Source organism: Phenylobacterium sp. (assembly GCF_030698145.1).
Taxonomy (GTDB): domain Bacteria; phylum Pseudomonadota; class Alphaproteobacteria; order Caulobacterales; family Caulobacteraceae; genus Phenylobacterium.
This window is the reverse complement of record NZ_JAUYNW010000097.1, coordinates 1-25387: the sequence shown is the minus strand read 5'-3', so window position 1 is coordinate 25387 and position 25387 is coordinate 1. Positions and strand designations below refer to the sequence as shown.

Annotated in this window: 33 protein-coding genes and 1 pseudogene; 18 read left to right on the top strand and 16 right to left on the bottom strand. The window is 68.8% G+C overall.

Features of this window, described 5'->3' with window-relative positions:
• Positions 1-4 precede the first annotated feature (4 nt).
• The gene (locus tag Q8Q77_RS15410; RefSeq protein ID WP_305584517.1) at positions 5-367 is read right to left on the bottom strand and encodes a nuclear transport factor 2 family protein; all 363 of its coding nucleotides are present in this window, start codon (positions 365-367) and stop codon (positions 5-7) included.
• Positions 368-640: 273 nt separating this feature from the next.
• On the opposite strand from Q8Q77_RS15410, the gene Q8Q77_RS15405 reads away from it, so the two are divergent.
• On the top strand, positions 641-1006 hold the full coding sequence (locus Q8Q77_RS15405) for an EthD domain-containing protein (RefSeq protein WP_305584516.1): 366 nt from the start codon (positions 641-643) through the stop codon (positions 1004-1006).
• Positions 1007-1343: 337 nt separating this feature from the next.
• Here the strand turns inward: Q8Q77_RS15405 and Q8Q77_RS15400 are convergent, their stop codons facing one another.
• Positions 1344-1760, bottom strand: coding sequence for a DUF983 domain-containing protein (locus Q8Q77_RS15400; protein ID WP_305584515.1), 417 nt, complete (start codon positions 1758-1760; stop codon positions 1344-1346).
• A gap of 69 nt (positions 1761-1829) precedes the next feature.
• On the opposite strand from Q8Q77_RS15400, the gene Q8Q77_RS15395 reads away from it, so the two are divergent.
• On the top strand, positions 1830-3176 hold the full coding sequence (locus Q8Q77_RS15395) for a PLP-dependent aminotransferase family protein (RefSeq protein WP_305584514.1): 1347 nt from the start codon (positions 1830-1832) through the stop codon (positions 3174-3176).
• Positions 3177-3201: 25 nt separating this feature from the next.
• Here Q8Q77_RS15395 and Q8Q77_RS15390 read toward each other — a convergent pair whose 3' ends face one another.
• On the bottom strand, positions 3202-4434 hold the full coding sequence (locus Q8Q77_RS15390) for a cytochrome P450 (protein WP_305584513.1): 1233 nt from the start codon (positions 4432-4434) through the stop codon (positions 3202-3204).
• A gap of 65 nt (positions 4435-4499) precedes the next feature.
• Positions 4500-4886: a hypothetical protein gene (locus Q8Q77_RS15385; protein WP_305584512.1), complete on the bottom strand. Its 387-nt coding sequence runs from the start codon at positions 4884-4886 to the stop codon at positions 4500-4502.
• A gap of 142 nt (positions 4887-5028) precedes the next feature.
• Between Q8Q77_RS15385 and Q8Q77_RS15380 the strand changes: the two genes are divergently transcribed.
• From Q8Q77_RS15380 to cysK, 5 genes are all read left to right on the top strand, one after another.
• Complete coding sequence (locus Q8Q77_RS15380) at positions 5029-5319, top strand: hypothetical protein (RefSeq protein WP_305584511.1); 291 nt, start codon at positions 5029-5031, stop codon at positions 5317-5319.
• Between the two features lie 81 nt (positions 5320-5400).
• Positions 5401-5649 (top strand): DUF3297 family protein, encoded by a 249-nt coding sequence (locus Q8Q77_RS15375; RefSeq protein WP_305584509.1) that lies wholly within the window; start codon positions 5401-5403, stop codon positions 5647-5649.
• Positions 5650-5825: 176 nt separating this feature from the next.
• Complete coding sequence (locus tag Q8Q77_RS15370; protein ID WP_305584508.1) at positions 5826-6074, top strand: hypothetical protein; 249 nt, start codon at positions 5826-5828, stop codon at positions 6072-6074.
• Between the two features lie 116 nt (positions 6075-6190).
• Positions 6191-6685: a hypothetical protein gene (locus Q8Q77_RS15365; protein WP_305584507.1), complete on the top strand. Its 495-nt coding sequence runs from the start codon at positions 6191-6193 to the stop codon at positions 6683-6685.
• A gap of 97 nt (positions 6686-6782) precedes the next feature.
• Positions 6783-7838, top strand: coding sequence for a cysteine synthase A (cysK, locus tag Q8Q77_RS15360; protein ID WP_305584506.1), 1056 nt, complete (start codon positions 6783-6785; stop codon positions 7836-7838).
• Between the two features lie 167 nt (positions 7839-8005).
• On the opposite strand, the gene Q8Q77_RS15355 is transcribed toward cysK, so the two are convergent.
• Together Q8Q77_RS15355 and Q8Q77_RS15350 are read right to left on the bottom strand one after the other, a co-directional pair.
• The gene (locus tag Q8Q77_RS15355; protein ID WP_305584504.1) at positions 8006-8359 is read right to left on the bottom strand and encodes a DUF1428 domain-containing protein; all 354 of its coding nucleotides are present in this window, start codon (positions 8357-8359) and stop codon (positions 8006-8008) included.
• Between the two features lie 115 nt (positions 8360-8474).
• Positions 8475-8645: a hypothetical protein gene (locus tag Q8Q77_RS15350; protein ID WP_305584503.1), complete on the bottom strand. Its 171-nt coding sequence runs from the start codon at positions 8643-8645 to the stop codon at positions 8475-8477.
• A gap of 100 nt (positions 8646-8745) precedes the next feature.
• Here Q8Q77_RS15350 and Q8Q77_RS15345 point away from each other — a divergent pair, with 100 nt between their 5' ends.
• Positions 8746-9645 carry a LysR substrate-binding domain-containing protein gene (locus Q8Q77_RS15345; RefSeq protein ID WP_305584502.1) on the top strand — a complete coding sequence of 300 codons (900 nt, stop codon included), beginning with the start codon at positions 8746-8748 and terminating at the stop codon, positions 9643-9645.
• 165 nt (positions 9646-9810) lie between these two features.
• On the opposite strand, the gene Q8Q77_RS15340 is transcribed toward Q8Q77_RS15345, so the two are convergent.
• On the bottom strand, positions 9811-10218 hold the full coding sequence (locus Q8Q77_RS15340; protein ID WP_305584501.1) for a hypothetical protein: 408 nt from the start codon (positions 10216-10218) through the stop codon (positions 9811-9813).
• 257 nt (positions 10219-10475) lie between these two features.
• On the opposite strand from Q8Q77_RS15340, the gene Q8Q77_RS15335 reads away from it, so the two are divergent.
• Entirely contained in the window at positions 10476-11060 is a 585-nt protein-coding gene (locus tag Q8Q77_RS15335) for a PEPxxWA-CTERM sorting domain-containing protein (RefSeq protein WP_305584500.1), read from the top strand.
• Between the two features lie 58 nt (positions 11061-11118).
• Here Q8Q77_RS15335 and Q8Q77_RS15330 read toward each other — a convergent pair whose 3' ends face one another.
• From Q8Q77_RS15330 to Q8Q77_RS20745, 3 genes and pseudogenes are all read right to left on the bottom strand, one after another.
• A complete protein-coding gene (locus tag Q8Q77_RS15330; protein WP_305584499.1) occupies positions 11119-11880 on the bottom strand; it encodes a type II CAAX prenyl endopeptidase Rce1 family protein in 762 nt (253 codons plus the stop codon).
• Between the two features lie 95 nt (positions 11881-11975).
• On the bottom strand, positions 11976-12395 hold the full coding sequence (locus tag Q8Q77_RS15325) for a helix-turn-helix transcriptional regulator (protein WP_305584498.1): 420 nt from the start codon (positions 12393-12395) through the stop codon (positions 11976-11978).
• 102 nt (positions 12396-12497) lie between these two features.
• Positions 12498-12608, bottom strand: a pseudogene (locus Q8Q77_RS20745) (PEPxxWA-CTERM sorting domain-containing protein); the annotation flags it as partial.
• A gap of 689 nt (positions 12609-13297) precedes the next feature.
• Between Q8Q77_RS20745 and Q8Q77_RS15315 the strand changes: the two are divergent.
• From Q8Q77_RS15315 to Q8Q77_RS15305, 3 genes are read left to right on the top strand one after another with little or no spacing between them, the layout of a single operon-like run.
• On the top strand, positions 13298-14194 hold the full coding sequence (locus Q8Q77_RS15315; protein ID WP_305584496.1) for a DMT family transporter: 897 nt from the start codon (positions 13298-13300) through the stop codon (positions 14192-14194).
• Between the two features lie 12 nt (positions 14195-14206).
• Entirely contained in the window at positions 14207-14890 is a 684-nt protein-coding gene (locus Q8Q77_RS15310; protein WP_305584495.1) for a spermidine synthase, read from the top strand.
• An 8-nt stretch (positions 14891-14898) separates the two neighbouring features.
• Positions 14899-15090, top strand: coding sequence for a hypothetical protein (locus Q8Q77_RS15305; protein ID WP_305584494.1), 192 nt, complete (start codon positions 14899-14901; stop codon positions 15088-15090).
• Positions 15091-15157: 67 nt separating this feature from the next.
• Here the strand turns inward: Q8Q77_RS15305 and Q8Q77_RS15300 are convergent, their stop codons facing one another.
• The 3 genes from Q8Q77_RS15300 to Q8Q77_RS15290 all read right to left on the bottom strand — a co-directional run bounded on the left by Q8Q77_RS15300 (position 15158) and on the right by Q8Q77_RS15290 (position 17565).
• Complete coding sequence (locus Q8Q77_RS15300; RefSeq protein ID WP_305584493.1) at positions 15158-15805, bottom strand: choice-of-anchor C family PEP-CTERM protein; 648 nt, start codon at positions 15803-15805, stop codon at positions 15158-15160.
• Between the two features lie 319 nt (positions 15806-16124).
• A complete protein-coding gene (locus Q8Q77_RS15295; protein WP_305584492.1) occupies positions 16125-16706 on the bottom strand; it encodes a sigma-70 family RNA polymerase sigma factor in 582 nt (193 codons plus the stop codon).
• 100 nt (positions 16707-16806) lie between these two features.
• The gene (locus Q8Q77_RS15290; protein ID WP_305584491.1) at positions 16807-17565 is read right to left on the bottom strand and encodes an NYN domain-containing protein; all 759 of its coding nucleotides are present in this window, start codon (positions 17563-17565) and stop codon (positions 16807-16809) included.
• 281 nt (positions 17566-17846) lie between these two features.
• Between Q8Q77_RS15290 and Q8Q77_RS15285 the strand changes: the two genes are divergently transcribed.
• Both Q8Q77_RS15285 and Q8Q77_RS15280 read left to right on the top strand, forming a co-directional pair.
• The gene (locus tag Q8Q77_RS15285) at positions 17847-18449 is read left to right on the top strand and encodes a CAP domain-containing protein (RefSeq protein WP_305584490.1); all 603 of its coding nucleotides are present in this window, start codon (positions 17847-17849) and stop codon (positions 18447-18449) included.
• A gap of 193 nt (positions 18450-18642) precedes the next feature.
• A complete protein-coding gene (locus tag Q8Q77_RS15280) occupies positions 18643-19407 on the top strand; it encodes a PEPxxWA-CTERM sorting domain-containing protein (RefSeq protein ID WP_305584489.1) in 765 nt (254 codons plus the stop codon).
• Here Q8Q77_RS15280 and Q8Q77_RS15275 read toward each other — a convergent pair.
• A complete protein-coding gene (locus tag Q8Q77_RS15275; protein ID WP_305584488.1) occupies positions 19404-19640 on the bottom strand; it encodes a hypothetical protein in 237 nt (78 codons plus the stop codon). The genes Q8Q77_RS15280 and Q8Q77_RS15275 overlap by 4 nt on opposite strands.
• A 101-nt stretch (positions 19641-19741) precedes the next feature.
• On the opposite strand from Q8Q77_RS15275, the gene Q8Q77_RS15270 reads away from it, so the two are divergent.
• The 4 genes from Q8Q77_RS15270 to Q8Q77_RS15255 all read left to right on the top strand — a co-directional run bounded on the left by Q8Q77_RS15270 (position 19742) and on the right by Q8Q77_RS15255 (position 23945).
• Entirely contained in the window at positions 19742-20299 is a 558-nt protein-coding gene (locus Q8Q77_RS15270) for a dihydrofolate reductase family protein (RefSeq protein WP_305584487.1), read from the top strand.
• A gap of 402 nt (positions 20300-20701) precedes the next feature.
• Positions 20702-22087, top strand: a complete 1386-nt coding sequence (locus Q8Q77_RS15265) for a carotenoid oxygenase family protein (RefSeq protein ID WP_305584486.1) — start codon at positions 20702-20704, stop codon at positions 22085-22087.
• Positions 22088-22115: 28 nt separating this feature from the next.
• Positions 22116-23102, top strand: coding sequence for an AraC family transcriptional regulator (locus Q8Q77_RS15260; protein ID WP_305584485.1), 987 nt, complete (start codon positions 22116-22118; stop codon positions 23100-23102).
• Between the two features lie 174 nt (positions 23103-23276).
• Positions 23277-23945, top strand: coding sequence for an alpha/beta hydrolase (locus tag Q8Q77_RS15255; RefSeq protein WP_305584484.1), 669 nt, complete (start codon positions 23277-23279; stop codon positions 23943-23945).
• A 144-nt stretch (positions 23946-24089) separates the two neighbouring features.
• Here Q8Q77_RS15255 and Q8Q77_RS15250 read toward each other — a convergent pair whose 3' ends face one another.
• Positions 24090-24365: a hypothetical protein gene (locus Q8Q77_RS15250; protein ID WP_305584483.1), complete on the bottom strand. Its 276-nt coding sequence runs from the start codon at positions 24363-24365 to the stop codon at positions 24090-24092.
• Positions 24366-24726: 361 nt separating this feature from the next.
• The coding region (locus Q8Q77_RS15245) for a fatty acid desaturase (RefSeq protein WP_305584482.1) at positions 24727-25387 on the bottom strand (661 nt) is incomplete at its 5' end.

The following is a 25387-nucleotide window of genomic DNA, read 5'->3' as shown; positions in this document are numbered from 1 at the left end:
CGGTTCAGGCCGCGGCGGGAACCTGGTCCAGGAACCCGGTCACGGTCTTCAACCGGCCATCCTCCAGCCGGCAGAAGTCGGTGCCCTTGATGGGCGCCTCGGCCGCCCCGGCGGGGCCCAGGCCCCAGGAGAAGCGCAGGTGATCGCCATGGGCGTCGGCCGCGCCGATCAGGGCGAAGCGGAAGCCCGGGAACCGGTCCTGTACGCCCGCGATCAGGGCGTCGATCCCAGCGTGGCCGGCGACGGCGGCCAGCGGATCCACATAGGCGGCGTCGCCGGTGAAGGCCTCGGCGACCTTGGCCTTGCGGGCCGCGGCGTCGGTCTCGTTCCAGGCGGCGATGTATGCGTTGGCGATGGCTTGGGTCATGGGGAGCGCTCCTTGGCTTGTTGACGCCGCCACCTTGCCGTCGGGCCTGAACCGCGGCGATTACGTACGAGGTAAGGGGCTTCAACCCCCTCCGTCACTCTCCGCTTCGCTCCGAGCGCCACCTCCCCCAAATCGCGCTTCGCGCTGGGGGAGGATCTAGGAGCCCAGATGCTCCCCCACTGGGGGAGCTGTCAGCGAAGCTGACTGAGGGGGACTTTGACTCCTTGGTGAATCTCAAGACCCTAATCGGCCAGGCCTATCGAGGAGCCGACCATGCTCAAGCTCACCTTCGCCCTGACCCGCCGCCCGGAGCTCACCCGGGAGGCCTTCCAGGACTACTGGTTCAACACCCACGCCCCCCTGGTCGCCAGCGTCCGCGAGACCTTGCGCATCAAGCGCTATGTCCAGATGCACAGCCTGCCGGTGGAGATCTCGGAGGACCTGCGCCGATCCCGTGGCGGGGCCGAGGGCTACGACGGAGTGGCCCAGCTCTGGTGGGACAGCTTCGACGACCTGGTGGCCAACGCCCAGAACGAGGCCGCCAAGGCCGCCGGCCGCCTGTTGCTGGAAGACGAGGCCCGCTTCATCGACCTGCCCAAGTCGCCGCTCTGGTGGGGCCAGGAGAAGGTGATCTTCTAGGCGCTCCTAGATCCTCCCCCAGCGCGCAGCGCGTAAAGGGGGTTGCAGCGCGCCGAATTGTTTCCAGACACGAAAAGGACGCTTCCGACCGAGCCGGAAGCGCCCTCGCCTGTCCCCACAGGCAGACCTTGTCGCCGTTGGGCGCCACGTCTTCAAAACGTGGCGTCTTTGTGTCGAAGATGACGGCGTTCGCCAAGGCGATACGTTGTCGCAGGCATGAAGAAGCCCCGGGTCTCCTTCAGGAAAACCGGGGCTTAGGCGACGACCTCAGGGGGCGCATTGGCCGCCGCAGTCGATGAATCCGCCAGGGGCGCAAACGTTCCACGCCACTTGAAGTTTAGTCGCGCGCCCGTCCCCGCAGGCCGAAACCGCCCTCGCCGTGGCCGCCCAGACTGGAGAACCGGGCCTCCTCGGCCTTGTGGAAATACTGCGAGGCCACCAGCCAGGCCTTCACCGGCCGCAGGCTGGCCAGGCAGCCGACGATCAAACCCGGGAAGGTGGTCAGCAGGTGGACCCACAGCGGCGGATGCCAGGCGACCTCGGCCCAGGTGAACAGGGCGATGACGATGATCCCCACCCCGCTCATCACGAAGAAGGCCGGGCCGTCGGCGGGATCGGCGAACGAATAGTCCAGGCCGCAGCGGTCGCACGACTTGGCCACGGTCAGGAAGCCGGCGAACAGCTTGCCCTCGCCGCAGCGCGGGCAGCGGCAGCGCAGGCCGGAGATGATCGGGAGGGGCGGGTCGTGGGGCATGCAGACAATCCTTGAATTGATACATACAATTACATATCAATGTATGCATTCCTCGTTGGACTTGCAACCATGAGCCTCCCCACCGCCCGCTGGCTTGGCCGGGTCGACCGCGACGGCGGCCCCATCTATCTGGCCATCCTCAACGCGCTCAGCGCCGCCATCGCCGACGGCGACCTGCAGGCCGGCGAGCGGCTCCCGGCCCAGCGGGCGGTCGCCGCTCAGCTGGGCGTCGACTTCACCACCGTCACCCGCGCCTACGCCGCCGCCCGCGCCCGTGGCTTGGTGGAGGGCGCGGTCGGCCGCGGCACCTTCGTGCGCGGCGCCGCCGCCGAGGACGAGGCGGGCCTGGTCGACCTCTCCATGAACCTGCCGCCGCCGCCGCTCGGCCTTTCGCTCGGACGGATGCTGAAGGAGACCAGCCGCGCCGTCCTCGACCGCACCGATCCCGCCACGCTCATGGCCTACCACCCCGGCGCCGGGTCCCTGGCCCAGCGCGCCGCAGGCGCCGCCTGGCTCGCCCCGACCCTGGGCGAGGTCGACCCCGACCGGATGCTGGTCTCGCCCGGCGCCCAGACGGCGCTGGCCGCCCTCTTCTCCATGCTGATGGCCCGGGGCGACGCCCTGGTGGTCGAGCCCCTGACCTATCCCGGCGTCCTGGCGCTGGCCGCCCACCTGGGCCTGCGCCTGCTCCCCTGCCCCACCGACGGCGAAGGCGTCCTGCCGGACGCCCTCGAACGCCTCTGCGCCGAGCACCAGCCCAAGGCGATCTACCTGATCCCCACCCTGCAGAACCCGACGGCCACCACCATGGGCCTGGCGCGCCGCCAGGATGTCGTGCGGGTCGCCAGGGCCGCCCAGGTCCCCATCGTCGAGGACGACGCCTATGGGCGTCTGCCCCAGGCGCCCCTGCCGGCCCTGGCCTCCCTGGCGCCGGAGATCGTCTGGCACGTGGCGACCCTGTCCAAGGCCCTGTCGCCCGGCCTGCGCACCGCCTTCGTCGCCGCCCCGGACGCCGAGGCCGCCCAGCGCCTGGCGCAGGCCCTGCGCGCCCTGTCCCTGATGGCCTCGCCCCTGACCGCCGCGGTCGCCACCGCCTGGATCCGCGAAGGGGCGGCCGAGCATCTGCTGGCCGCGATCCGCGCCGAGGCCCAGGCCCGCCAGGCCCTGGCCCGCGAGATCCTGCCCGGCGCCGTCGGCGGGCCCGACGGGGTCCATGTCTGGCTGGACCTGCCGCCCGGCCGCGATTCCGGGGCCCTGCGCGCCGGCGCCGCCCAGCGCGGCCTCTCCCTGGTCACCGCCGAGGCCTTCGCGGCGGGCCCGATCGAACGCAACGGCCTGCGCATCTCCCTTGGCGGCCAAGCCCGCCGCGAGGTCCTCGCCCAGGCCTTGCGAGCCGTGGCGGCATTGACCCAATAATTCGGTGAGTAGGGGTTGGCCTGCCCTACCCCACCACGTCCAACCGCTCCAACCCCCGGAAGAACGGCAGGGTCCGCCACACCGGCTCGGCGTCGGGATCGGCCAGCGCCAAGTTCGGGAAGCGGTCGAACAGCGCCACCAGCGCCACCTGGGCCTCCAGCCGCGCCAGGGGCGCGCCGATGCAGATGTGGGCGCCGCCGCCGAACGCCACGTGCGGCTTGTGCTTGCGGGCCACGTCGAAGCGGTGGGGATCCTCGAACGCCTCGGGGTCGCGGTTGGCCGCGCGCAGGGAGAACAGGAACGACTCCGTCGCCGCCACCGGACAGCCGCCCACCTCCATGTCGCGTGAGGCGATGCGGCCGGTGATGTCCACCGGCGGCTCGTAGCGCAGAGTCTCCTCGACCACGGCGCTGACCAGGCCCGGATCGGCCCGCAGCTTGGCCAGCTCCCCGGGGTGGGTCAGGAGCAAGCGTACGCCGTTGCCGATCAGGTCGGTGGTGGTCAGGTTGCCGCCCACCAGCAGGGCGCCGAGATTGATCCGCAGCTCGATGTCGCTGAGATCGGCGCCTTCCGCCTGCAGCTTGGTCATATCCGAGATCAGGTCGTCGCGGGGCGCGGCCTTCCGCGCCGCGATGGTCTGGGTCCAATATTCGGTGAGCGCGGCGCTGGAGGCCTCCATCCGCGCGGTCTGCGCCTCGTTCCGGAACGGGTTGAGGCTCTGGATCACGTCCTCCGACCAGGTGCGGAACTCCGCCAACCGGTCGTGGTCGACGCCCAGGATCGAGGCGATCACGTCGATGGGGATGGGCACGCAGAAGGCGCTCATCAGGTCGAAGGGTTCGCCCGGCGTGATCGCGTCCAGCGCCTCGTCGACGATCCGCTCCACCTCCGGCCGGAACTTCGCGACCCGGGCGTAGAGCGCCTGGGTCAGCGGCCGGCGGATGCGTTCGTGGTCGGGATCGTCCAGCAGCAGGATGCTGGTGCTCTCGCCGCGATTGTCCGGGTCGGCGCCGGCCTCCAGCAGGGCGCGCGAGAGGAAGGACTTCCCGTCGGCCCGGATCGGATCGCGCCAGAGGGTGCGGTCCGACACCATGGCGCGCACCTCGGCGTAGCGGGTCAGCACCACGCTGCCCGAGGCGGTGTCGCGATACACCGGACAGCGGGCGCGCAGGTCGTCCAGCACCACGTGCGGGTCGGCGCGGTAGGTGGGATTGAGCGGCGTCATCTCGAACACCGTGGGAAGGGCTTCGTCGGCCATGTCGTCCTCCTCCGTCACGCCGGAGGATACGCCGGGTTCCCTTGGGGCGGCCTAGGAGATTTGGCCTATCCCGCGCGGTAGGGCAGGTAGCCGCGCTCCACCATCCGGCGCAGGGCCTCATAGGCCTCGGTCAGCTCCTCGAACGCCACGCGCATCTCGGCCAGGTGGGTCACCTGTTCGGCGGTGGGCGGCTGGGAGGTCTCGGTGCAGGCGAGCGCGGCGGCTATCCATTGGGCGCGGGCGATGGCGGCGGCGACCGCCAGGCGCTGAAACTTGCCGGCGTCGGCGTGGCTCAGCACATGGGCGATCACCTCCTGGTTGGAGGCGTAGACCGTGTAGTCGATCCGCTCCATCTGGCCGCGCAGGCGGCGCTGGGCCTGAGGGTCCATCATGGCCTCGGGCTCGAAGTGGTCACTGCCGCGTCTAACGCTCGACGTCCGGGTGACGGACATGGCGACCTCCGGTCACGGCCCGCCGATCTGGCGGACGTCCCATCCTGGGGGTGGGACTTTAAGGTTCGATTGACGGATCGCCGCTGAAACCCGAACCGCTTTCGCGCGCTTAGACGGCTTGCCACCTCACAAGGAAGTTACCATGCGCCTCGCAACCCTCACCCTCGCCGCCGTCGCCGCCCTGTCGCTGGCCGCCTGCTCCAAGCCCGCCGACAAGGCGATCGACGCCCAGGCCGACTCCGTCGAGGCCACCGGCGAACTCAAGGCCGACGCCTTGGAGAACAAGGCCGACGCCATGGACGCCAAGGCCGACACCATGACCGGCGCGGCCGAAGCCAACGCCGAAGGCCAGGCCGACTCCATGCGCGCCCAGGCTGACGCCACCGAGAAGGCCGCCGACCAGAAGGCCGACGCCATCCAAGAGAAGAAGTAGCCGCGATCAGGCGCCCGGCTCCGGCCGGGCGCCTTCGCCAAGACGATTGGCTTCCGCCGCCCGGGGCGCTAAACGGCGACCATGAGCGACACGCCCCCCGACCGCCTCTCGGTCAACCCGAACAGCCCACACCATGACGCCGCCGCGCTCGAGCGCGGGGTCGGCGTCCGCTTCAAGGGCGTCGAAAAGACCAATGTCGACGAATATTGCGTCAGCGAGGGCTGGGTGCGCCTCAGCGTCGGCAAGACCGTCGACCGCAACGGTAACGCCATGACCGTCAAGCTGCAGGGCGAGGTCGTCCCCTACTTCCAGGACATCGCCGCGACCTAGGCTTGGTTGCGCCTGCAGTAGGCAGCCAGGCTGACGGTTACAGATGCTCCCCCAAGAGGGGAGCATCTGACTCTGAGCCCCTCCGCCCCCCGCCCCGCTGGCACGACATCTGCGACCTCCCCCTGGCGCCCCGACGATTTGTGTCAGAGTGAGAGGCGCGGAAGGGATCAGCCGCCGTGGCCTTCAGTCCGACCTCGCAGGACGCCCCGCCCAACCCGGCGGACATGGGCAAGCGCGCCGGGATCATCCTGCTGCGGCTATCGCCCTGGGTGGTGTTCGGCCCCATCACCGGCGTGCTCAGCGAGATGGCGCTGCGGGCCTATCGCAAGCAGAAGCCCATCGTGGCCGGGCTCTATGTGGTCCTGAACATCGGCATACTGGTGGCCATCCCCACCCTCACCGCCTTTCTCGCCGCCCGGCTCTGACGGGGCCGTTTGTGGTGGCCGCCCGGATGCGCTAGTCAGGGGCCATCGGGATAAAGCGGTGTCCCGGTCAGGCCTCGCGCCCAACCACCGCGCACCTCCGCATGGAGCGAGCGCCCGTGACCCGAACAACCCTCGTGATCGACCGACGCAACCTGGCCCTTGGCCTGCTGCTGATCGCCAGTCCCGCGATCGCGCAGGCGCCGCCCTGCGCCCCACCCCGCGTCCTGTTCGTCTGCCCGGCGGGAACCGTAAAGAGCGCCATCGCCCGTGAACACCTCAAGCGCCGGGCGCGCGAGCGCGGCGTCGCCGTGAGCGCCAGCTCCCGCGGCGTCCATCCCGAGGACCACGTCTCGCCCGCGTTGGGCTCGAGACTGGCGGCCGACGGCGTCGATCCCGGCGCCGAACCCGTCCTTGCCCTGGCGGCGAACGACGTCTCCCAGGCCGACATCGTCGTGGCCTTCGACGACGCGGCCCGCGCACCGGGGCTGGAGCGCGCCCGAGCCTGGGACATCCCCTCCTGGAACAGCGAATACGACCGCGCCAAGGCCGCGATGGCGCCGCGCATCGAGGCCCTGCTGGACGAACTGGCCGCCCGGCCCTGCCGACCCTAGCCCGCGCACAACTTTGGCGCTCCTGAGCGACGGCTGGCCGATTGACTCCATCGCCTCCCCAGGCGCTCATTTGCGCCCGTTCGAGGAGATCCGCCCAATGGCCAAGTTTCAAAACATCCTGGAGACGGTGGGGAACACCCCCGTGGTGCGGATCAACCGCCTGGCGCCGGCCCACGTGAACCTCTTCGTGAAGATCGAGGCCTTCAACCCGCTGGGGTCGGTCAAGGACCGCCTGGCGCTCGGCGTGATCGAGGCGGCCGAGCGCGCCGGCGCGCTCAAGCCCGGCCAGACGGTGATCGAGGCCACCAGCGGCAACACCGGCATCGGCCTGGCCATGGTCTGCGCCCAGAAGGGCTATCCCCTGGTGGTGGTCATGGCCGACAGCTTCAGCGTCGAGCGGCGCAAGCTGATGCGGTTCCTGGGCGCCAAGCTGGTGCTCACCCCGGCCGCCCAGCGCGGCACCGGCATGGTCGCCAAGGCCGTCGAACTGGCCGAGAAGCACGGCTGGTTCCTGACCCGCCAGTTCGAGAACGAGGCCAATCCCGACACCCACTCGGCCACCACCGCGCGCGAGATCCTCAAGGACTTCGAAGGCGAGCGGCTGGACTACTGGGTGACCGGCTACGGCACCGGCGGGACGCTCAAGGGCGTGGGCCGCGTGCTGCGCCAGGAACGCCCGGAGACCAAGATCGTGGTCTGCGAACCGAGCGACGCGCCCCTGCTGGGCAGCGGCGCACCCCAGGCCCGCAACCCCGACGGCTCGGCCTCCGAAGGCCACCCGGCCTGGAAGCCGCACCCGATGCAGGGCTGGACTCCGGACTTCATCCCCAAGCTGACCGGCGACGCGGTGGACATGGGCCTGGCCGACATGGTCCTGCCCATCGAGATGGCCGAGGCCATGGGGCGCAGCAAGGACCTGGCCCAGAAGGAAGGCGTCTTCGTCGGCATCACCGCCGGCGCCACCCTGGCCGGCGCCCTGCGCGTGGCCAAGGACGCGCCGCAGGGGGCCAACATCCTCTGCATGCTGCCCGACACCGGCGAGCGCTACCTGTCGACCCCGCTGTTCGCCGACATCGCCATCGAGATGACCGACGAGGAACGCGACATCGCCCGCTCCAGCCCCCTCTTCGCCGACATCCCCGCCCCGGCCTGAGGGGCGGGACGGGTTCCACCGGCCGCTACCTCAACAGGCTCGTCATCCTCGACCGCGCGGAGCGCGTGTCGGGGACCCATACACGCGAGGCTCTCAGATCGACCCGCTGACTCGGAGTCTATGGGTGGCCGGGACTACGCCCGGCCATGACGATCGGTGCAAGGGGCCTAAAGCTCCAGGAAGCTCTCGAACCCGCCGTAGATCATGCGCTTGCCATCGAAGGGCATGCTCGCCGGATCGTGCTTGAGGCGCGGGTCAGCCATCACCTTGGCGTTGATCTCGTCGCGGGCCCGGCGTGAGGCGTAGACGATCCAGGAGAACACCACGATCTCGTCGTCCTTGGCCTGGACCGCGCGCGGGAACGAGGTCAGCTCGCCCATCGGCACGTCGTCGCCGATGCATTCCACATAGGCCTGGGCGCCGTATTCCTTCCAGACCTCGCCGGCCTTCCGCGCCATCTCCCTGTAGGCCTCGAGATTGGCCTTCGGGACCGCCAGAACGAAACCATCGACATAGGACATGGGTCTCTCCTCTCGTCTGCTTCGACCAGAGGACGTGCGAGGGCGGGACGTTCCCGACATCGGCGGTGAAATTCCCTCGCCGAGGCTAGAGCAACCCCTTTAGCTCGCTTCGCCTTCAGTGCGGGCCGGCCAGGTGGTGCAGGTCGCCCGGCACGCTGAGCGTCTCCGGCCGCGGGCCCCAAGGCGACCCGGCCAGCCGGCGCGCGCGCCGCTCGGCCAGGAAATCCTGAAGCAGGGCGGCCCAGCCAAAGGGAACGTCCTTATGCAGTCTGCTCAGCTCTTCCATCGTATTGCTCCGTCCGCGCCCCTTACCGGGCATGGAGAAGATCGCGTCTAGGGCCGGCCGTGACAAACGGGTCCTCCTGCTCTACACATCAGCTCTACTTATGGCAGATATCCTCGCAACCATCCCGCTCAGCGCCATCCGGGTCTTCGAAGCCGCCGCGCGCCTGAAGAGCTTCACCCGCGCCGCCGCGGAGCTGGGGATCACCCAGGCCGCGGTGAGCTGGCAGGTGAAGGCGCTGGAGAAGCGGCTCGACCAGGCCCTGTTCCAGCGCCTGCCGCGCGAGGTGGTCCTGACCGCCTCCGGGGAACGGCTGGCGCGCGCCTCGGGCGAGGCGGTCAACCTGCTGCGCGCGGCGCTGGAGGACCTCACCGAGACCGGCGAGGGAGTGCTGTCGGTCACCACCATGCAGACCTTGGCCAGCCAGTGGCTGGCCCCACGGATCGGCGCCTTCCAGATCGCCCATCCCAAGCTGGCCGTCCGGCTGGAGAGCAGCACGCGGCTGGTCGACCTGATCCATGAGAACTTCGACGTGGCGGTGCGGGCCGGACGCGGCGACTGGCCGGGCCTGGAGGCCCACTACCTGTTCCCCGCCGATCAGACCCCGCTCTGCACGCCGCAGATGCGCGACCAGCTGGGGGGCCTGGCCCATCCCGAAAACCTGCTGGACGCGCCACGCATCGGATCGGACGAGGAATGGGCCGTCTGGTTCGAGATCGCCGGCGTCGCGCCGCCCCTGGGGGAACCCGCGCGCCTGCGCCTGATGGCCGACAGCCAGACCCTGGAGGTCGCCTCGGCCCTGGCCGGCCAGGGCGTGGCCCTGGGTTCGCCGATCCTGTTCCAGCCCGAGATCGCCGCCGGCCGCCTGGTGCGCCCCTTCGCGCCGACCATGGTCATGGGCGGCGGCTACTGGCTGGTCTATCCCAAGGACCGCCGCCGCTCCCCCAAGATCGCCGCCTTTCGAGACTGGCTCCTCGCTTGCGTCGCCGACCTGCCGGAGTGAACAACGGCTGACCATCCCCAGATGCTCCCCTCCTGGGGGAGCTGTCACCGCAGGTGACTGAGGGGGACTTTGACTCTTGCTTGTGCGCTGCAACCCCCTCCGTCACGTCGCCGAAGAGGGCGACGCGCCACCTCCCCCGGAAGCGGAGGATCTGGGATTCGCGCCCTAGGCCGCCACACAGGTCGACAGGTTGACCGGGCCGGCGTCGGCCCGCGTCCAGGCGCCGTTGACCTTGTTGAACTCCGCGAAGCCCGACGAGAGGCGGTACTCCGCGCGCGCGGCGTCCCAGCCTTCCCAGCTCATCGCCACCACCACCCGGGCCGAGACGCCCTTGGCCTGTTCGGCGGGGGCGATCTCGCGCTCGCCCTTGCAGGCCACCTCGAAGCCCTGGCAGCCCTTGCCGTCCTTCGCCTTGCAGGCCGCCTCGGCGGACTTGATCGCCGCGTGCCAGCCGAGGATCGCCTCGTCGAGGCCCGCATACTTGCCCTCGGCCGCCCCAGCGGTCTTGGCGCCCTGTCCGCATCCGCCCAGGGCCAGCAGGCCCGCGATCACCAGGGTCGGAAATCTGCTCACGTCTCGCTCCAGTTGCCGGCTGCTCCGCAGCCCGTACGCCCATAACGCATTAATGAAGGCGAAGGCGTGACCGACCCGCTAATCCCCGCGCGCGACGTGCGCGGCGCCCGATTTCTGGTCGGTCCGCGTCGGTCCGATCAACTTTTTGCAACGCAGCATTTTAGGGCTGGCGACCCTTTCAACCCACGGTTAACGATGCGGCGGGGGAGGCGGTTGTTTTACCAGTGCGCCCGTTGGGCCAACCCAAGGACCTCCTTATGAAATATCTTGCGATCGCCACCTTCGCCGCGGGCCTTGCGCTCGCCTCGGCCGCCGACGCGGCGGTGTTCATCGTCGACGCCAAGGCCAACTCGTCCAGCGGAGGCGTCGGCGCCTCGAGCATCGCGCTCATCGCCGGCCAGAACTTCACCGTCAGTGTGGACTCGGGCGACCTGTGGAACGCGGGCGCCCTGCCCCGCTGGTCCAACGCCGACGGCCTGACCGGCCCGCTGCTGGCCACGGGCTCCGACGATTCCGGACAGGCGGCCGGGACCCTGATCGGCGCGGACTTCGGCGTCTGGAGCCAGAACGGCCTCGACGCCGCCTACGGCACGCTAGTGGGCGAGCTCGGCGGCGTGTTCAAGGTGCTGGGCACGAGCTTCGCCGGCCCCGCCTGGGGCACGGGTACGCTCAACCTCTACTATTGGGACTCCAATAGCTTCGACAACACCGAGTTCATCAGCGCCGATATCTCCTCGGCGGTGCCGGAACCGGTGACCTGGGCGATGATGATCGTCGGCTTCGGCCTGGCCGGCTCGGCCCTGCGCAGCCGCGGTCGCGGCCTGATGCACGCCTCGGCCTGATCCTCACGGATCTGACAACGGCGAAGGGCGGGGCCTCGGCTCCGCCCTTTTTCGTAGCCTAGCCTGCTGGAGTCCGCCGGCGCAGCAGCAGGACCGCGGCCAGGGCCAGCAACGGGAACACCACCCCGCCGGGCGCCGGGAAGAACCACCAGCCCGCGCCGAGGTCGAAGGCGCCCAGACCCCCGGCCATCGCCCCGGCCAGCAGCATGTTGGGCGCGGCGTGGCCGGCCGCCGCGGCCCACCAGCTCCGCGCCCGCTCGCGCAGCAGGGTCAGCAGCTCCCGATAGACCAGGCACGAGACCAGGAAGGCGATGAGCATCGCCGGCGGCGCGGCCTCCAGGTCCGGGAACAGCCCGACCTTCAACATGGCCGGGATCAGATGCCAGGCGGCCCAGACCAGCCCCAGGATCGCCACCCCCGCGCGGCGGCCGAAGGCGCCCACCGCCAGGGCCAGGCCGCCGCCCGCCCATCCCAGTTCCTCCAGCACGCTGGTCAGGGTGACGACGCCGATCGCCGTCGCCAGGGCCTGCGCTCCGGCCGACGGCTGGCGGATCGCCGCCACCCCCGAGGCAAAGGCCGGGACCAGGGCCAGGACCGCCACGGCCAGGGTCACGCCGGCGGCCAGCGCCACGGCGCCCCAGCGCGGCTTGACGCCCCGGTCGCCCAGGCCGCGATTGAGGATCAGCCCGGCCAGGCCGGGGCTGAGGATCATGGCGAGCTTGCCCAGGTCGACCATCTGGCCGCCCAGCGACATCAGCCCCCCGGGCAGGGCCAGGACCACCAGCACGAAGACAGCGAATTTCACCCGCGCGCTGTTCATGGAAGGCCCTCCCCGACCCGCGCGCAGTTGTTCACGCCCCGCCGACGGCGTCTATCGCGGCCAGGTGGAGCGAGCATCTGGTAGAGCCGCAAGCCCTAGAGCCGTTCGCGTTCCTCGCCGAAGGTCGCGCGGCGCGCGTCGTCCGAGGGCCACGGCTCCTCGTGGCGCGACAGCCATCCCATCGCCTCCTGCATCGCGCCCGGGGTCAGCCGGCACGCCACCGTCCGCCCGGTCTTGCGGCGGCTGATCAGCCCGGCGTCCGACAGCACGTCCAGGTGCTTCATGACCGAGGGCAGCGACATGGCGAAGGGCCGCGCCAGTTCGCTGACCGACAGGCCCGGCCGTTCGCTCAGCTGGGTCAGCAGGGCCCGCCGGGTGGGATCGGAGAGCGCCGCGAACGCGCGGTCGAGCCCGCCTTCTCGATCTATCGGCCCGTCTTCTCGATCGGTCGGCCCGTCTTCTCGATCGGTCGGTATGTCTTCTCGATCGGTCGGTATGTCGTGATCGTTAACCATGTTGGGGACTTACGCCCGCCCCCCGGGGAGTCAAGGCCGACGCAAGACGCCGCCGACCTCGCGGTCGACGGCGTCCCTGCGTTTCGAAGGAGAGGCTAGGGTCTAGGCGAACGCCAAGGCGTCCTGACGACGGCGGCTGCGCACCGCCGAGCCGGCCAGGCCGAAGCCGACGATCATCATCGCCCAGGTGGCGGGTTCCGGCACGGCCGAGCCCAGATCGCCGCTGAAGCGGACCATCGGCTGGGCGGTGAAGTGGGTCTCGGGGCCGTTCTCGTAGGCGCCCGAGCCGAAGCTGTACATCAGGCCGCCGGCCAGGTTGGTGGCCCCGGCGTCGTCGGTGACGTTGGTGTCCAGACCGCCCACATTGGTGAAGCCGAAGAAGTAGGTCATCCCGGCCGTCAGGTTCAGCGGCGCCAGGACGGCGTCGGCGAAGGCGTTGGCGATCGGGACCAGGGTCCCCGAGCGCAGCAGCGTCAGGGCGCCCGGCGCGCCGGAATAGAACTCGGCGGTCACGGTGCGGCCGTCGGACGAGCCGAACTTCGTGCCGATGGCGGTCAGGGTGTAGGAGGTGTCGGGGGTGTAGAACCAGCCCACCTCGGTGGCGCCCCAGGTCGCGGCCGACGCGCCCGTCGGGTTGATCTCATGGACCACGGCGGCCGAGGCGGCGGTGGCCGAAAAGGCGCTGGTGGCGATAAGCGCCAGAGCGAGCAAGGACGTCTTCAAAACCGTAACCCCCGATAGAACCCCGGCCTGGCCGGAGCGAACTGCGCCAAGACGGGACATCCGCTCAGCCGACAGGGGAATTGTTTCAGGATCGGCGCCACCTGACAGGCGAGCGCGACGGGCAAGGCGAAAACCTCAAACCCATAGCCAGGCCGGCGCGAATGCGGCAGGAGGCGGACATGAAACGCCTCGCCTTCCTCGCCCTGGCGCTCGCCGGCGTCTTCTGGGGCCTGGGCTTCCCGCTGGGCAAGCTCGTGCTGAGGGAGACCGACGCGGCGCACATGGTGCTGCTGCGCTTCGCCGCGGCCAGCCTGGTCGCCCTGCCCTTCGCCCTGCGGCGGGCCGAGGCGCGGGCCCTGTTCGCCTCGCCCCCCGTGCTGCTGGCCGGCGCCCTCTACGGGATCGCCTTCATGGTGCAGTTCGAGGGCCTGTCCCATGTGAGCGTCACGCTCGCCGCCCTGCTGGTCGGGGCCATGCCCGCCCTGATCGCCATCTCGGCCAGGCTGCTGGGCGAGCACGTCAGCCGCGCGTCCTGGATCGGGGTGGCGGCGGCCACCCTGGGGGCGGCCCTCATCGCCGGAAAGCCGGAGGGCGCGGGTTCGCCGCTCGGCGTCGCGCTCTCCCTGGGCGCCCTGTTCATCTTCCTGGCCTGGCTGATCGTCCTGCGCCGCGCCCCGAGACCCGCCTCCCCCATGGCGCTGCCGGCGGTGACGGTGGTCGTGGCGACCGTGGTGATCCTGCCCATCGCGCTCTTCATGCACGGCCTGCCCAAGCTCGACCTCAGCCCCGCCGCCTGGGCCGGTATCGTCGGCCAGGGGGTGTTCGCCACCCTGCTGGCCACCGCCGCCTGGCAGTTCGGCTCGACCCGGGTCGGCGCCGCCAGCGCCGGGGTGTTCATCAATATCGAACCCCTGATGGGCGCGGCGCTGGGCGTCATGCTGTTCGACGACCACCTGACCCTGGCGCTCGGCCTGGGCGGGCTGCTGATCCTCGCCGGCAGCTTCACGGTGGTGATGGGCGAGCGCGGCGCCGCCCCGTCGGACCTCTCCGCCGCACCGCCGCCCACCCCCGGCTGACAAGGCCCCAAGATGATCCGCTGGTCCCTCATCGACACCACCACCGTGCCCGACGGCGGCGGCGACCTGCGCCTCATGCGGCGGGGCGAGGAGTTCTCGATCATGTCGGGCGCCATCGAGCTGATGAACAGCCGCCTGAGCGGGTCGGAAAAGGCCCTCGCCACCCTGGCCTGCGACCGCCTCCAGGGCCGCCCCAGGGCCCACGTCCTGATCGGCGGCTTCGGCATGGGCTTCACCCTGCGCGCCGCCCTGGAGGCCCTGGGCCCGCAGGCCCAAGTCACCGTGGGCGAGCTGGTCCCCGCGGTCATCGCCTGGGCGCGCGGACCCATGGCCCACATCTCCGGCGCCTGCCTGGAAGACCCGCGCCTCACCCTGCGCGAGGGCGATGTGGCCGCCCTGATCGGCGCGGCGCGGGCGAGCTACGACGCCATCCTGCTCGATGTCGACAACGGTCCCGAGGGCCTCAGCCGCAAGGCCAATGACCGCCTCTACGATGTCCAGGGCCTGGCCGCCGCCCGCCGGGCGCTGACGCCCGGAGGTGTCCTGGCCGTCTGGTCCTCCGCGCCCAGCGCGGCCTTCACCCAGCGCCTGCGCCGCGCGGGTTTCGCCGTCGAGGAGCTCACCGTCCGCTCCACCGGCGGAAAGCGGGGCGCGCGCCACGTCATCTGGTTGGCGACCGCGCCGGCCCGTGCGTAGGATAGGCCATGGCTTACAAGATATCGGCCCGTCATCCCGGCCGTCTGGTGACCTATGCTGTGGAGACGGAAGAGGCGGCTCTCGCCAAGTGGGAGGAGCTGAGCGCCGACGGCGTGCCCTTTGAGATGACCGATTCAGAGGGCGTCGTCGTCGACGACATCGACCTCGAGGAGCGCATCGACGCGCGGGGGGACACCTGATCCCGAACACGGCGACGCCGCCGACCTTGCGGTCGGCGGCGCGCGTCTTTCGTCGGTCGGGGCTACCTTACGCGACGGCGAACGACTGCTTGCGGCGGGCGCTGCGGGCGACGCCGCCGACCGCGCCGAAGCCGATGATCATCATCGCCCAGGTGGCCGGTTCCGGGATCGCCGACGAGATGGTCACGTTGTCGAGGGCCGGGCCGTAGGGGGTGTTGGTCGCCGAGGCGAAGGTCAGCTCCGACGTCGAGTCGAACGCCTTGAACGTATAGGTGTAGGTCTGCCAGCCCATGTTGGCGTGGGTGTTGGCCGCGGTCACCGAGAAGATGTCGATCTGGGGCAGCGAGCCGCTGACCGAGGTCACGGCGATCTTGCCTTCATCCGGGCCGTCCGGATTGCCGGCGAGCGCGAACGACACCGTGTAGGTGACGCCGGCGATGGTGGAGATCGTCTGGGAGACGCTGCCGCCGCTCAGGGCCGAGAGGTCGATGCTGCGGTCGCCGTCGGCCGCGATCCAATAGGAGCCGATATAGTCGACGCCGGCGCCGCCCACGGTCCAGCCGGTGATCGAGGTGTTGTCCAGCGGGTCCAGGGTGGTGAAGGTTCCCGGCGCGACGCCGCTCTCGAAGCTGCCGTTCAGGATGGTCGCGGCATGGGCGCTGGCCGAGGCGCAGGTCAGGGCTGCGGCTGCCAGCAGCGCGGTTTTAATATACATGGAGGAGATGTCCTTACAGTCTTACGCCCGATCGGCGACGGGGGCGTAACAGACTCATCCCGCCATAGTTCCGTCTAAATTCAAAATCGACTTTAATTCTCCGAACACTAGACACCTATACCATATGATTTTCCCCAACTTGTCTTGATGTCCGCCAATTTCGTTCCGCTACTTGGGGAATTCGCGCCAAATTCATCGCGCATTCATCTTAACGTCAGGTACCGATTTCCTGACACATTCAAACGGCGAACCAGCCACTCGACGGCGCCCAGAAGAAGAAGAAGGAGAACGCCTTCGAGGTGGCCGCCCCGTTGAGGGCCTAGGCGGCTCGGGCGTGACCGTCGAGCGCAACCATGATCGCCGCCATGGCGGCGCTTGGCTTGACGTCGTCGCCGGCGATATCGCCCTCGGCGTAGATCAGCGCCAGGCGGTCGCGGGCCCGACTGACCCGACTCTTGACCGTCCCCATCGCCACGCCGGTGATCTCGCTGACCTCCTCGTACGACATGCCGCCGGCGCCGATCAGGATCAGCGCCTCGCGCATGTCGTGCGGCAGCATGGCCAGCGCCCGGCGCAGTTCGTCCAGTTCCAGGCTGGCCGTGGGGTCGGAAACCGAAACCAGGGTCCGCTCGGCGACTTCCGGATCCAGCGGCTGTGACCTCCACGACCGGCGCTTGTTGGAGTAGAACTGGTTGCGCAGGATCATGAACACCCAGGCCTTCATGTTGGTGCCCATGGTGAAGCTCTTCTCGGAGGCCAGCGCCTTGGCCAGCGCGTCCTGCGCCAGGTCGTCGGCATAGGTCGCGTCGTTGCATATCGACCGGGCGAAGGCGCGCAGATGCGGGATGAGCCTGATGAGGTCGTCTCGGAAGTCGTTCGCCGTCGCGCCGTTCGAGGTCATTCCTATGCGCTCCCTGCCCCTTCAAACGCTCGCGCGTGCGAATGGCTGCGCTTGTTGACCAAATTATCCGCGGCCCGGCCCAGCGCCGCCAGTCCGCCCCCTACTTCTTCCGCACCCGCACAGACCCCCCGCCCACCAGGGCCTGGGCCTGGAACTTGCCCGTCGCCCGGATCAGGTCCGACAGCTTCGCGAAGCCGTAGGTCCGCTGGTCGAAGTCCGGATAGGCGTTGCGCAGGCGGTTGGCGATGGCGCTGACGGTGGCCCAGCCCTCGTCGTCGTCGATGTCGGCCATCACCGTCTCGATCAGCGGCACGGCCTCCTCCGGCTTGCGCTTGGACGGCGCCGGCGCGGGCGACGCGGCCCCCTTGGCGCCCCTGGCCGTCTTGGAGTCCTTGGCCGGGGGCTCGGTCAGGGGCGTGGTGAGGTTCTCGGTGTAGATGAACCGCGTGCAGGCCTGGCGGAAGCTCTCGGGCGTCTTGCGCTCCCCGAACCCGTAGACCGCCACGCCTTCCTCACGAATCCGCGACGCCAGCCGCGTGAAGTCGCTGTCGGACGACACCAGGCAGAAGCCGTCGAAGCGCCCGGCGTTGAGCAGGTCCATGGCGTCGATGACCAGGGCGATATCGCCGCTGTTCTTGCCCTTGGTGTTGGCGAAGTTCTGCTGCGGCTGGATGGCGAACCGGGCCAGCATCTTGGTCCAGCCCTGGATCTGGGCGCTGGAGAAGTCGCCATAGATGCGCCGGGCGCTGGCCTCGCCGATGGTGGCGATCTCGGTGAACAGGGCCTCGGCGATGCGCGAGGAGGCGTTCTCCGCGTCGATCAGCACCGCCAGGCGCGGCGCGCGGTTGTCGTTCGGCATCGATTGTCCTCTAGGCGCGCCCGCACGGAGCGTGGGGCTCCGGCGCATTTGCCGCAACGCCAACTTAACCGAACTGCGGCTACATCCCCACGGGGGACGCTAGTGTGCTGGATCTGAAGTTCGCCTTCTTGTTGGATCGAGCTCTGAGCGAACTTCAGATCCAAGAAGCACACTAGGAACATAGACTTGTTAGTGTCCTTCTCGATTTCGAAGTTCGTCGGAGCCCGCGACAAGCGCAGTCGAACTTCGAAATCGGGACACTAAATCGACGAGACGCCAGTATGCGCACCCCCCTTCGCCTCGCCCTCCCCCTCCTCATCGCCCTCGCCGCTCCCCATGTGGCTCAGGCCGGCCAGTTCGAGGACGACGTCCTGGCCGAGATCAACTTCGCCCGCGCCAATCCCGCCGCCTATGCCCGCGAGCTGCGCAACGCCACCGCCGAGCGCCAGTACGGCGGCGGCCTGGCCAGCGTCGGCTACGCCGACGAGGACGCGCTCGCCGAGGCGGTCGACTTCCTGCGCAACCAGCCGGCCCTGCCGCCCCTGCGCCATGACGACGGGCTGGCCGCGGCGGCCGAGGCCTTCGCGCGCGCCCAGGCCAGGCGCGGCGACGAGGGCCATGGCCGCGGGCCCGAGGCGCTCGGCCCGCGGCTCCAGCGCCACGGCGTCTGGGCCGGCCTCACCGCCGAGAGCCTCTCCTACGGCTACGACAATCCCCGCGACGTGGTCATCCAGCTCATCGTCGACTCAGGCGTCCCGGGCCGGGGCCACCGCAAGGACATCTTCCGCCGCACCTACCAGGCCGCCGGCGTCGCCTGCGGCGGCCACGCCGTTCACGGCGCCATGTGCGTCATCGACTACGCCGGCGCCTTCGCGCAGCGCTAGGCGCATGCCTGGTTTTGGGCGACCAAGGCTCGCCGAACGATAGACTCCGCCGAAATCCCGTGGCTTAAGCTCCACAGGGCTAGGTTGTGGGCTTGGACCGTCGGGTCCGTGGGGCTCGCCCTCAAGCTTTGGATTGGTTTGCGGGCGGCCAGGCCGGCCGTCCTAGGGGAGTGACGGGGCATATGCGGCAAGTGTGAAGCTTTCGGCGGCGGCGCTGTCGGGCGCCCTGACCACCCTGACCTGCGTGGCTCAGGGCCAGGCGGCGACGGTCATCCAGTCGGCGAGCTTCAACCCCGCGCCCCATGCCGAGGTCATCCAGCATAAGCCGCCGGCCGACATTGGCGTCACCAACTTCGTCCGGGCCGGGACCCTCGAGACCCAGGTCCACTTCGCCGGGTTCGATCAGAGCCTGGGAACCCTCACCGGCGTGCGCGTGCAGCTCGCATCCACCCAGGACTTCAGCGGCGGATTGAGCATCGTCGGCGGCGGTTCCGGCTACACGACGGACCTCGACTATTACAGTTCCGTCGAGTTCGGCGGCCAGTCCGTGTGGACCCTGGGCAGCTTCTACTTCCTCGACGACAACATCTACTGCTTCACCTTCCGCGACCCCTTCTGCATCAATAGCAAAAAAGAGATTCAGAGCTTCGGCTTCGATGTCGCGGCCCTGGACCTGAACCCATTCCTGGTTCCGGGCGGCGTGGACCTCGGGCTCAAGTCGACCATCGACCTGGACACCGTGATCTACGGAATGACCGGCGGCAGCATCCTCACCTCGAGCGCCGAGCTCAACTGGGTCGGCGACCTGCGCGTCGTCTACACCTACGACCTGCCCGTGATTGAGGTCCCGACCGGCGTACCCGAGCCCGCCAGCTGGGCCATGATGATCGTGGGCTTCGGCCTCTCCGGCGCCGCCCTGCGCCGGACGCGCAGGCTGGGCCACGTCGCCGTCGGCTAGTTCGCCGCCGCGGCCCGTCCGGCCCGGATCACCTGGATCTGGCCGCGCTCCTCCAGCTCCAGGGCCGCCTCGAAGCTCAACCCCTCGAGCGTGGCGTCGAAGGTTCGCTTGGAGATCCGCAGGGCGTCCGGCGCGGCCTTCAGCATGGCCTCCGCCAGGCGTTCGCCCTCGCCCGCCAGGGCCTCGTCGGGGACAGCGGACCTTGAGTTCAGCGCCGGAAGCGGACGTTCCATACGACGTACCGTACGATCCGCTTCCGACCCCTTGCGGAAGTTCAACATCGACCGCGAGCAATCGCCTACGTGTTCTCCATTCTATGGCTTAGGCTCGCCGCATGGGACTATTGACCTTCAGCATCAACGTCACCCTCGACGGCTGCGTCGACCACCAGGAGGGAATTGCCGACGACGAGACGCACGCCTTCTTCACCCGCCTTATGGACGAGGGCGGGGCGATGCTGTGGGGTCGCGTCACCTACGAGATGATGGAGAGCTACTGGCCGGCGGTCGCCCGGGGCGACCAGGAGGCGCCGCCGGCGATACGCGAGTGGGCGGTCAAGCTGGAGGCCAAGCCGAAGTACGTAGTGTCGTCGACGCGAAGTGCCTTCCCGTGGACCAACAGCCACCACATCGCCGGCGACCTGCGCGCGGGCGTGCAGAGGCTCAAGGACGCGACCCCGGCCGGCGTGCTCCTCGGTAGCGGCAAGCTCGCGACCGAGCTGGACCGGCTGGATCTAATCGACGAGTACAAGTTCCTCGTCCACCCCAGGATCGCCGGCCACGGCCCGACCCTCTACCAGAGCGGGCTGCCCAGCACGCGACGGCTCGAGCTGATCTCGGCAACGCCGCTCCGCAGCGGCGCGGTCGCCATGCATTACCGGCGCGCGCGCTGACCCAGAGCAGCCTCTTCGCGCCCAGCTCTCGGGCCGCGCGTCGTAGGAAGCCTTCTCGCCGCGCAACACGGCATACCCGCTGCTTCCGCCATGGGAGCTCGGCTGATCAGGCAGGAGGCCTTGTGGGCAATGTCCGCCTTCCACCCATTGCGGACGCTCCACGCGACGCCGGATTGGTCTGGTTAGCGCCACAAGCGGAAGTCAGCGTCCGCCCCGCAAGCGGACCACCAGCAGGTCTGCTTAATCGGGCTCGAACTCGCGAACTTTTGCGACCCGTTGCGGACCCAGGGGTGCGGGCTGCTGCTACATCAGGACGCCGCGTCAGGTTTTCAGGATCGCCAGCATAACAGCCCCTAGACCCCGCCCTGTATCGCTCTTTCGAACAAGCACGAGGGGAGCGTCATGGACGACCTGGCGATCAATCCGTACCTGGCGGGCAACTTCGCCCCGCTCCGGTCGGAAAACGACTTTACACTCGAGATTGCAGGAGAAGCGCCCCGCGACCTGCATGGCCGGCTCCTGAGGATCGGCCCCAATCCGCAGTTTGATCCCCTGGAGCCCTTCCATTGGTTCACCGGCGACGGGATGGTGCATGCCTTCTGCTTCGACGACGGCGTGGTCACCTACCTCAATCGATACGTCGAGACGCCCAGGTGGCGGCTCGAAAACCAGGCTGGCCGTGCGCTGTTCGCGAGTTTCGATCCCAGTCGAAACGATCCCCTCGCCGAAGGCCACGACTCAGGCGTGGCGAACACCAGCGTCATCCAGCATGCGGGTCGCCTACTTGCGCTGAACGAGTCCTACCCGCCCTTCGAATTGACCGGCGAAGGGCTCCGTCCGGTCGGCTACCTTACGGGTTATGGCCCGCGTATGACCGCCCACCCCAAGTGCGATCCGGTCACCGGCGAGCTGCACTGGTTTGCCTATGGGGCGGCCGGCCCCTTCGACCCCACCATCACCTACGGGGTGACGGACCGCGCCGGACGCACGGAAGTTCGCAAACGGTTCGACGCGCCGCACGCCTCCATGATCCACGACTTTATGATCTCGGAGAACTACGTCCTCATCCCCGTGCCCCCGCTCACCGCAAGCCGGGAACGGGCCGAGAAGGGCGCCCCCCCGATCGCGTGGGAACCCGACCTTCCCACTTGGCTCGCTGTGTTCCGCAAGGACGGCCGAGGCGAAGTTCGTTGGTTCAGGGGTGAGGCGGCCCACGTCTTCCATGTGGTCAACGCGTGGGAGGAAGGCGACCAGATCCACGCAGATGTCTTCCTCTATCCGTCCGCCCCGATGTTTCCGCTGGCGGACGGCTCGCCAGTTAAGCATTCCCTGGCCCGGCTTCACCGGTGGACGGTGAACTGCGGCTCAGCGTCTGACGAACTGCTTTGCCAGCCGCTCGACGACCTCGATGGCGAGTTCCCGAGGTTGGACGAGCGATGGACAGGCAGGCGACATCGACATCTCTGGTACGGCGCTGACACCGCCGATCAGAATAGATCCGAGCCGATCCGCCTGAATAGTCTAGTCCACCTGGACCAGCGGCTTGGTCGGCGCACCATCTTCGAGCTTCCCGAAGGCGATCTGACGAGCGAACCGGTCTTCATCCCCCGGCGCGCGGACGCCCCCGAAGGAGACGGCTGGCTCAGCGCCGTCATCTGGCGATGGGCGGAAAACAGGAGCGACCTGCTGTTGTTCAACGCGATGGACGTCGGCGCGGGTCCGGTGATGACCGCTCGGCTTCCCCAACGCGTACCTTTCGGCTTTCACGGCACGTGGGTGCCCGGCTAAGCTCCGATGGCATGCAGAGGGGCGATAGGTGGATCTCGCGGCCCAGGCTCTACCCATCGCCCATTTCTCGACCGATGACATCGAGCCAGCGTCGCGCTTCGAGAGCTGGCGTGCAGCGGTGGGTGGGCTGTACGACATCCATCATCCCTTCGACGTCGAGGGGTTTAGCGGTCAGGCCAGCAGCGTGCATCTCGGCGGCCTCATCCTGGGTCAGATGCAAGCCGCGTCTGCGACCTACGAGCGCTCCAGGCGGCGAATCGCTCTCGATGGGCTGGATCACATCATCTTCGGCGTCAGCGGCTCGGGCGACCATGGTCGGGTGACCGTTCAGGACATGTCCCAGCCCTTCGAGATGCCCGATGCAGCCCTGGAAGGGTTCTGCTTGATCGTGCCCCGCCACATCGCGGCGCGGGGCCTGGGCGGGCCGAACCGCCTGCACGGCTTCGGCGCCGCCAACCCCACAGGCGGCCTAGCCGCCAGCTTCCTGACCTCAGTGGTGGCGACCGCACCTAGACTCTCAGCGAGAGGGTGCCGTCAGCTCGCCAGCGCGGTAATGGAGCTTCTGACCGCTGCTATCGGAGTGGACGGTTCAGGCCGCCTCCCCGTCCGGCGCCGCTCCAAACGCCTGAAGGCGGGCGAGTACATCGAGGCCAATCTAGCCGACCTAGCCCTCTGCGCCGACAAAGTGGCCCGCGACGTCGGTGTTTCGCGCTCTGTGCTCTACGGCCTGTTCAAGGACGAAGGCGGCGTGGGGAAATACATTCAGTCCCGTCGGCTCGCCTGGGCGAACCGGCTGCTCGTAGAGGACAGCAACCTCAGGATCGCTGACATCGCCGAAATCTGCTGCTTTTCAAGCGAGTCTCATTTCAGCCGAGCCTTCCGCGCCTGGTTCGGAGCTCCGCCTAGAGAAGCCCGAAAGTCTTCTGTCTCGCGCGGAGTCCGAACCATCGTCGCTCATCGAGGAGACGCCGAGACCTTCAGCACATGGGTGCGGACTTTACGCGCCGACCTCTAAGTCCCCTTTCCACCCGACAACGCGCATTTTGCACGTCTGCTCTCCAACCGACGGGGCCGCTGAGGCCTAACGGCGATCCTGCGCCACGAGCAGACTCTTGGCGCATGGCCGCAAGCGGACATTGGCCAGTAGCGGCCGTTGACCGGGCTATCGCTTTGCCTCACCACCGGACTGATGAACGACCTGACCCGCCTCAAGGGCCCAATGGCCGCTCCGGCGAGCGGCAGAGCCCCCCAGTCGTTGGTGATCCTCCTGCACGGCTACGGCTCGAATGGCGACGACCTAATGGGGCTTGTCCCCCACTGGCGCGCGAGCCTGCCCGACACCGTCTTCATGGCGCCCAACGCTCCGGAAATCTGTCCCGGCGCGCCGGGTGGCTATCAGTGGTGGTCGCTGAGCGACCTTGGACGGGAAGGCCGCGCCGCGGGCGTGCGACGGGCAGCGCCTCTGGTGAACGCCTTCATCGACATGCACCGGACGGCATACGATCTGCCGAACAGCAAGGTAGCGCTGGTGGGGTTCAGTCAGGGGACCATGATGGCTCTCCATGTGGGGCCGCGTCGGTCCGAAACTCTTGCCGGGATCGTGGGCTATTCGGGCATGCTGGCCGACGCCGAAGCGTTGCAGACCGAGGTGAAGACCAAGCCGCCGCTGCTTCTGATCCATGGAGACGCTGACCCGATGGTGCCGTTCGTCGCGATGGGCCAGGCGGAGGTCGAGTTCAAAGCCATGGGGTTTGAGATCAGCACCCATGCGGCGCGGAGGCTCGGCCACAGCATCGACGAGGGGGGACTGCGACTAGGCGGAGACTTCCTTGCCCGCCAGTTGCACCGCGCTGGTTAGGGCGGAGGTCTGCGTCGCGCCACAAGCGGACTCTGACTTCCGCCCGATGTGCGGACGTTCAGCGCCCCTGCCCTAATAACAGCGCTTCCAACCGCATTCGAACCTCAGAGAGCCGGCGCAAGGCCGAACCGCCCCGTCGGCTGTTCAGCGAACCGTTTCCTTCTCCTTGGGAGCCGAAACTCGGCGCGTCCTGGCCTGGGCCTTGGGCTTTGGCAGCAGTCGGAAGCGCGACTGGCACCAGGCGAAGTCGATGCCCACATCGAGCAAGGCGTCGGAACGCCCGCAGGGGCAGGCGAATTCCATGACCCCGATGACACGGTAGGTCTCTCCGGCCTGGAGGGGCACCGGTCTTCCCGTGACATGATTGGGCGCTGCGTTGACGCACAGAACCAGATCGCCAGGGCCGACCGCGTCGCTCATCGCATTCATCCACTAGCCGCAAAGGTAGACTAAACCCTGGCCCGCAGGGGGCAAGGTCCGGTTTCCCCCCACCGGCTGTGCCGCGCGCGTCGGCCTCGCGCCCGGCTGCGCATCTTAGTGCCGGATGAGGGCCAGCGGTGTAAGCGGTGTTCCGAGACCACGGTCGTCCCGGCGGCGACGGGCCCGGCAGCCGATGTTGTGAACTCCTGCAGGGGGTGGAGAGCAGGCGTAGGGGTCTATGCCGCTCCGGCGAGTTGACGTGTCAGTTCCGGACGCATTGGTGAAGCGCCCAGGCCCGTCCTGCCGTAAGGCCCGCCAGCCTTCGGCGCGGCCGCCGCTCGACGGCCGCCCCTGATCGCCGCTAGATCCCGTCCAGCCGACAGCCGCGCGCCACGAGAATGGGCCGCAGCGCTCGGAACGCCGCCGGATGCCGGAACAGGGGCATGCGCGGATAGAGATGATGGATGATGTGGTACTGCATGCCCATCGTCAGGATGTTGCCGAGCCGACTTCGGAAGCCGCGGGTGTCGCGGTAGCGGCCCAGGTCCGCGGCCGGATGGTGCGGCGCCCAACTCAGGAAGAACCGGATGTAGACCCCGCCCACTATGCGAGGCAGCCACACGATCGCCGCCACCTCGAGCGCGTAGCCCGCCCACGCGAACCCGAAGAGCAAGGCGTTGGTGGCGAGCGCATAGATCAGAGCCACGGCGCGCCCGCGCCGGGCGTCATCCGTCCCGATCCGTTCCAGCGCATTGGCATAGGCCGTGTTCATCTTCGGAACCGTCTGCAGCTGGCTGCCGAGGTCCTTGACGATCATGTGCCAGGCGCTGTCGGACCTGGTGTTGATGTCCGGGTCGAACTCCAGGTGGTTGGCGTGCTTGTGGTGTTCATAGTGGGTGAGGCGGGCGGCTTCATAGGACAGCCCCAGGGGAACCGGCGACAGGTGGCCGACGAGTTCGTTCAGCCAGAACAAGGGTTCGCCCTCCCGGGCGATGATCCTGTGCTGGGCCTCGTGCGAGGGC

Coding starts and splice junctions, on each gene's coding strand:
- Q8Q77_RS15410 (WP_305584517.1), bottom strand. CDS start 367: ATGACCCAAGCCATCGCCAACGCATACATCGCCGCCTGGAACGAGACC.
- Q8Q77_RS15405 (WP_305584516.1), top strand. CDS start 641: ATGCTCAAGCTCACCTTCGCCCTGACCCGCCGCCCGGAGCTCACCCGG.
- Q8Q77_RS15400 (WP_305584515.1), bottom strand. CDS start 1,760: ATGCCCCACGACCCGCCCCTCCCGATCATCTCCGGCCTGCGCTGCCGC.
- Q8Q77_RS15395 (WP_305584514.1), top strand. CDS start 1,830: ATGAGCCTCCCCACCGCCCGCTGGCTTGGCCGGGTCGACCGCGACGGC.
- Q8Q77_RS15390 (WP_305584513.1), bottom strand. CDS start 4,434: ATGGCCGACGAAGCCCTTCCCACGGTGTTCGAGATGACGCCGCTCAAT.
- Q8Q77_RS15385 (WP_305584512.1), bottom strand. CDS start 4,886: ATGTCCGTCACCCGGACGTCGAGCGTTAGACGCGGCAGTGACCACTTC.
- Q8Q77_RS15380 (WP_305584511.1), top strand. CDS start 5,029: ATGCGCCTCGCAACCCTCACCCTCGCCGCCGTCGCCGCCCTGTCGCTG.
- Q8Q77_RS15375 (WP_305584509.1), top strand. CDS start 5,401: ATGAGCGACACGCCCCCCGACCGCCTCTCGGTCAACCCGAACAGCCCA.
- cysK (WP_305584506.1), top strand. CDS start 6,783: ATGGCCAAGTTTCAAAACATCCTGGAGACGGTGGGGAACACCCCCGTG.
- Q8Q77_RS15355 (WP_305584504.1), bottom strand. CDS start 8,359: ATGTCCTATGTCGATGGTTTCGTTCTGGCGGTCCCGAAGGCCAATCTC.
- Q8Q77_RS15350 (WP_305584503.1), bottom strand. CDS start 8,645: ATGGAAGAGCTGAGCAGACTGCATAAGGACGTTCCCTTTGGCTGGGCC.
- Q8Q77_RS15345 (WP_305584502.1), top strand. CDS start 8,746: ATGGCAGATATCCTCGCAACCATCCCGCTCAGCGCCATCCGGGTCTTC.
- Q8Q77_RS15335 (WP_305584500.1), top strand. CDS start 10,476: ATGAAATATCTTGCGATCGCCACCTTCGCCGCGGGCCTTGCGCTCGCC.
- Q8Q77_RS15330 (WP_305584499.1), bottom strand. CDS start 11,880: ATGAACAGCGCGCGGGTGAAATTCGCTGTCTTCGTGCTGGTGGTCCTG.
- Q8Q77_RS15325 (WP_305584498.1), bottom strand. CDS start 12,395: ATGGTTAACGATCACGACATACCGACCGATCGAGAAGACATACCGACC.
- Q8Q77_RS15315 (WP_305584496.1), top strand. CDS start 13,298: ATGAAACGCCTCGCCTTCCTCGCCCTGGCGCTCGCCGGCGTCTTCTGG.
- Q8Q77_RS15310 (WP_305584495.1), top strand. CDS start 14,207: ATGATCCGCTGGTCCCTCATCGACACCACCACCGTGCCCGACGGCGGC.
- Q8Q77_RS15305 (WP_305584494.1), top strand. CDS start 14,899: ATGGCTTACAAGATATCGGCCCGTCATCCCGGCCGTCTGGTGACCTAT.
- Q8Q77_RS15300 (WP_305584493.1), bottom strand. CDS start 15,805: ATGTATATTAAAACCGCGCTGCTGGCAGCCGCAGCCCTGACCTGCGCC.
- Q8Q77_RS15295 (WP_305584492.1), bottom strand. CDS start 16,706: ATGACCTCGAACGGCGCGACGGCGAACGACTTCCGAGACGACCTCATC.
- Q8Q77_RS15290 (WP_305584491.1), bottom strand. CDS start 17,565: ATGCCGAACGACAACCGCGCGCCGCGCCTGGCGGTGCTGATCGACGCG.
- Q8Q77_RS15285 (WP_305584490.1), top strand. CDS start 17,847: ATGCGCACCCCCCTTCGCCTCGCCCTCCCCCTCCTCATCGCCCTCGCC.
- Q8Q77_RS15275 (WP_305584488.1), bottom strand. CDS start 19,640: ATGGAACGTCCGCTTCCGGCGCTGAACTCAAGGTCCGCTGTCCCCGAC.
- Q8Q77_RS15270 (WP_305584487.1), top strand. CDS start 19,742: ATGGGACTATTGACCTTCAGCATCAACGTCACCCTCGACGGCTGCGTC.
- Q8Q77_RS15265 (WP_305584486.1), top strand. CDS start 20,702: ATGGACGACCTGGCGATCAATCCGTACCTGGCGGGCAACTTCGCCCCG.
- Q8Q77_RS15255 (WP_305584484.1), top strand. CDS start 23,277: ATGAACGACCTGACCCGCCTCAAGGGCCCAATGGCCGCTCCGGCGAGC.
- Q8Q77_RS15250 (WP_305584483.1), bottom strand. CDS start 24,365: ATGAGCGACGCGGTCGGCCCTGGCGATCTGGTTCTGTGCGTCAACGCA.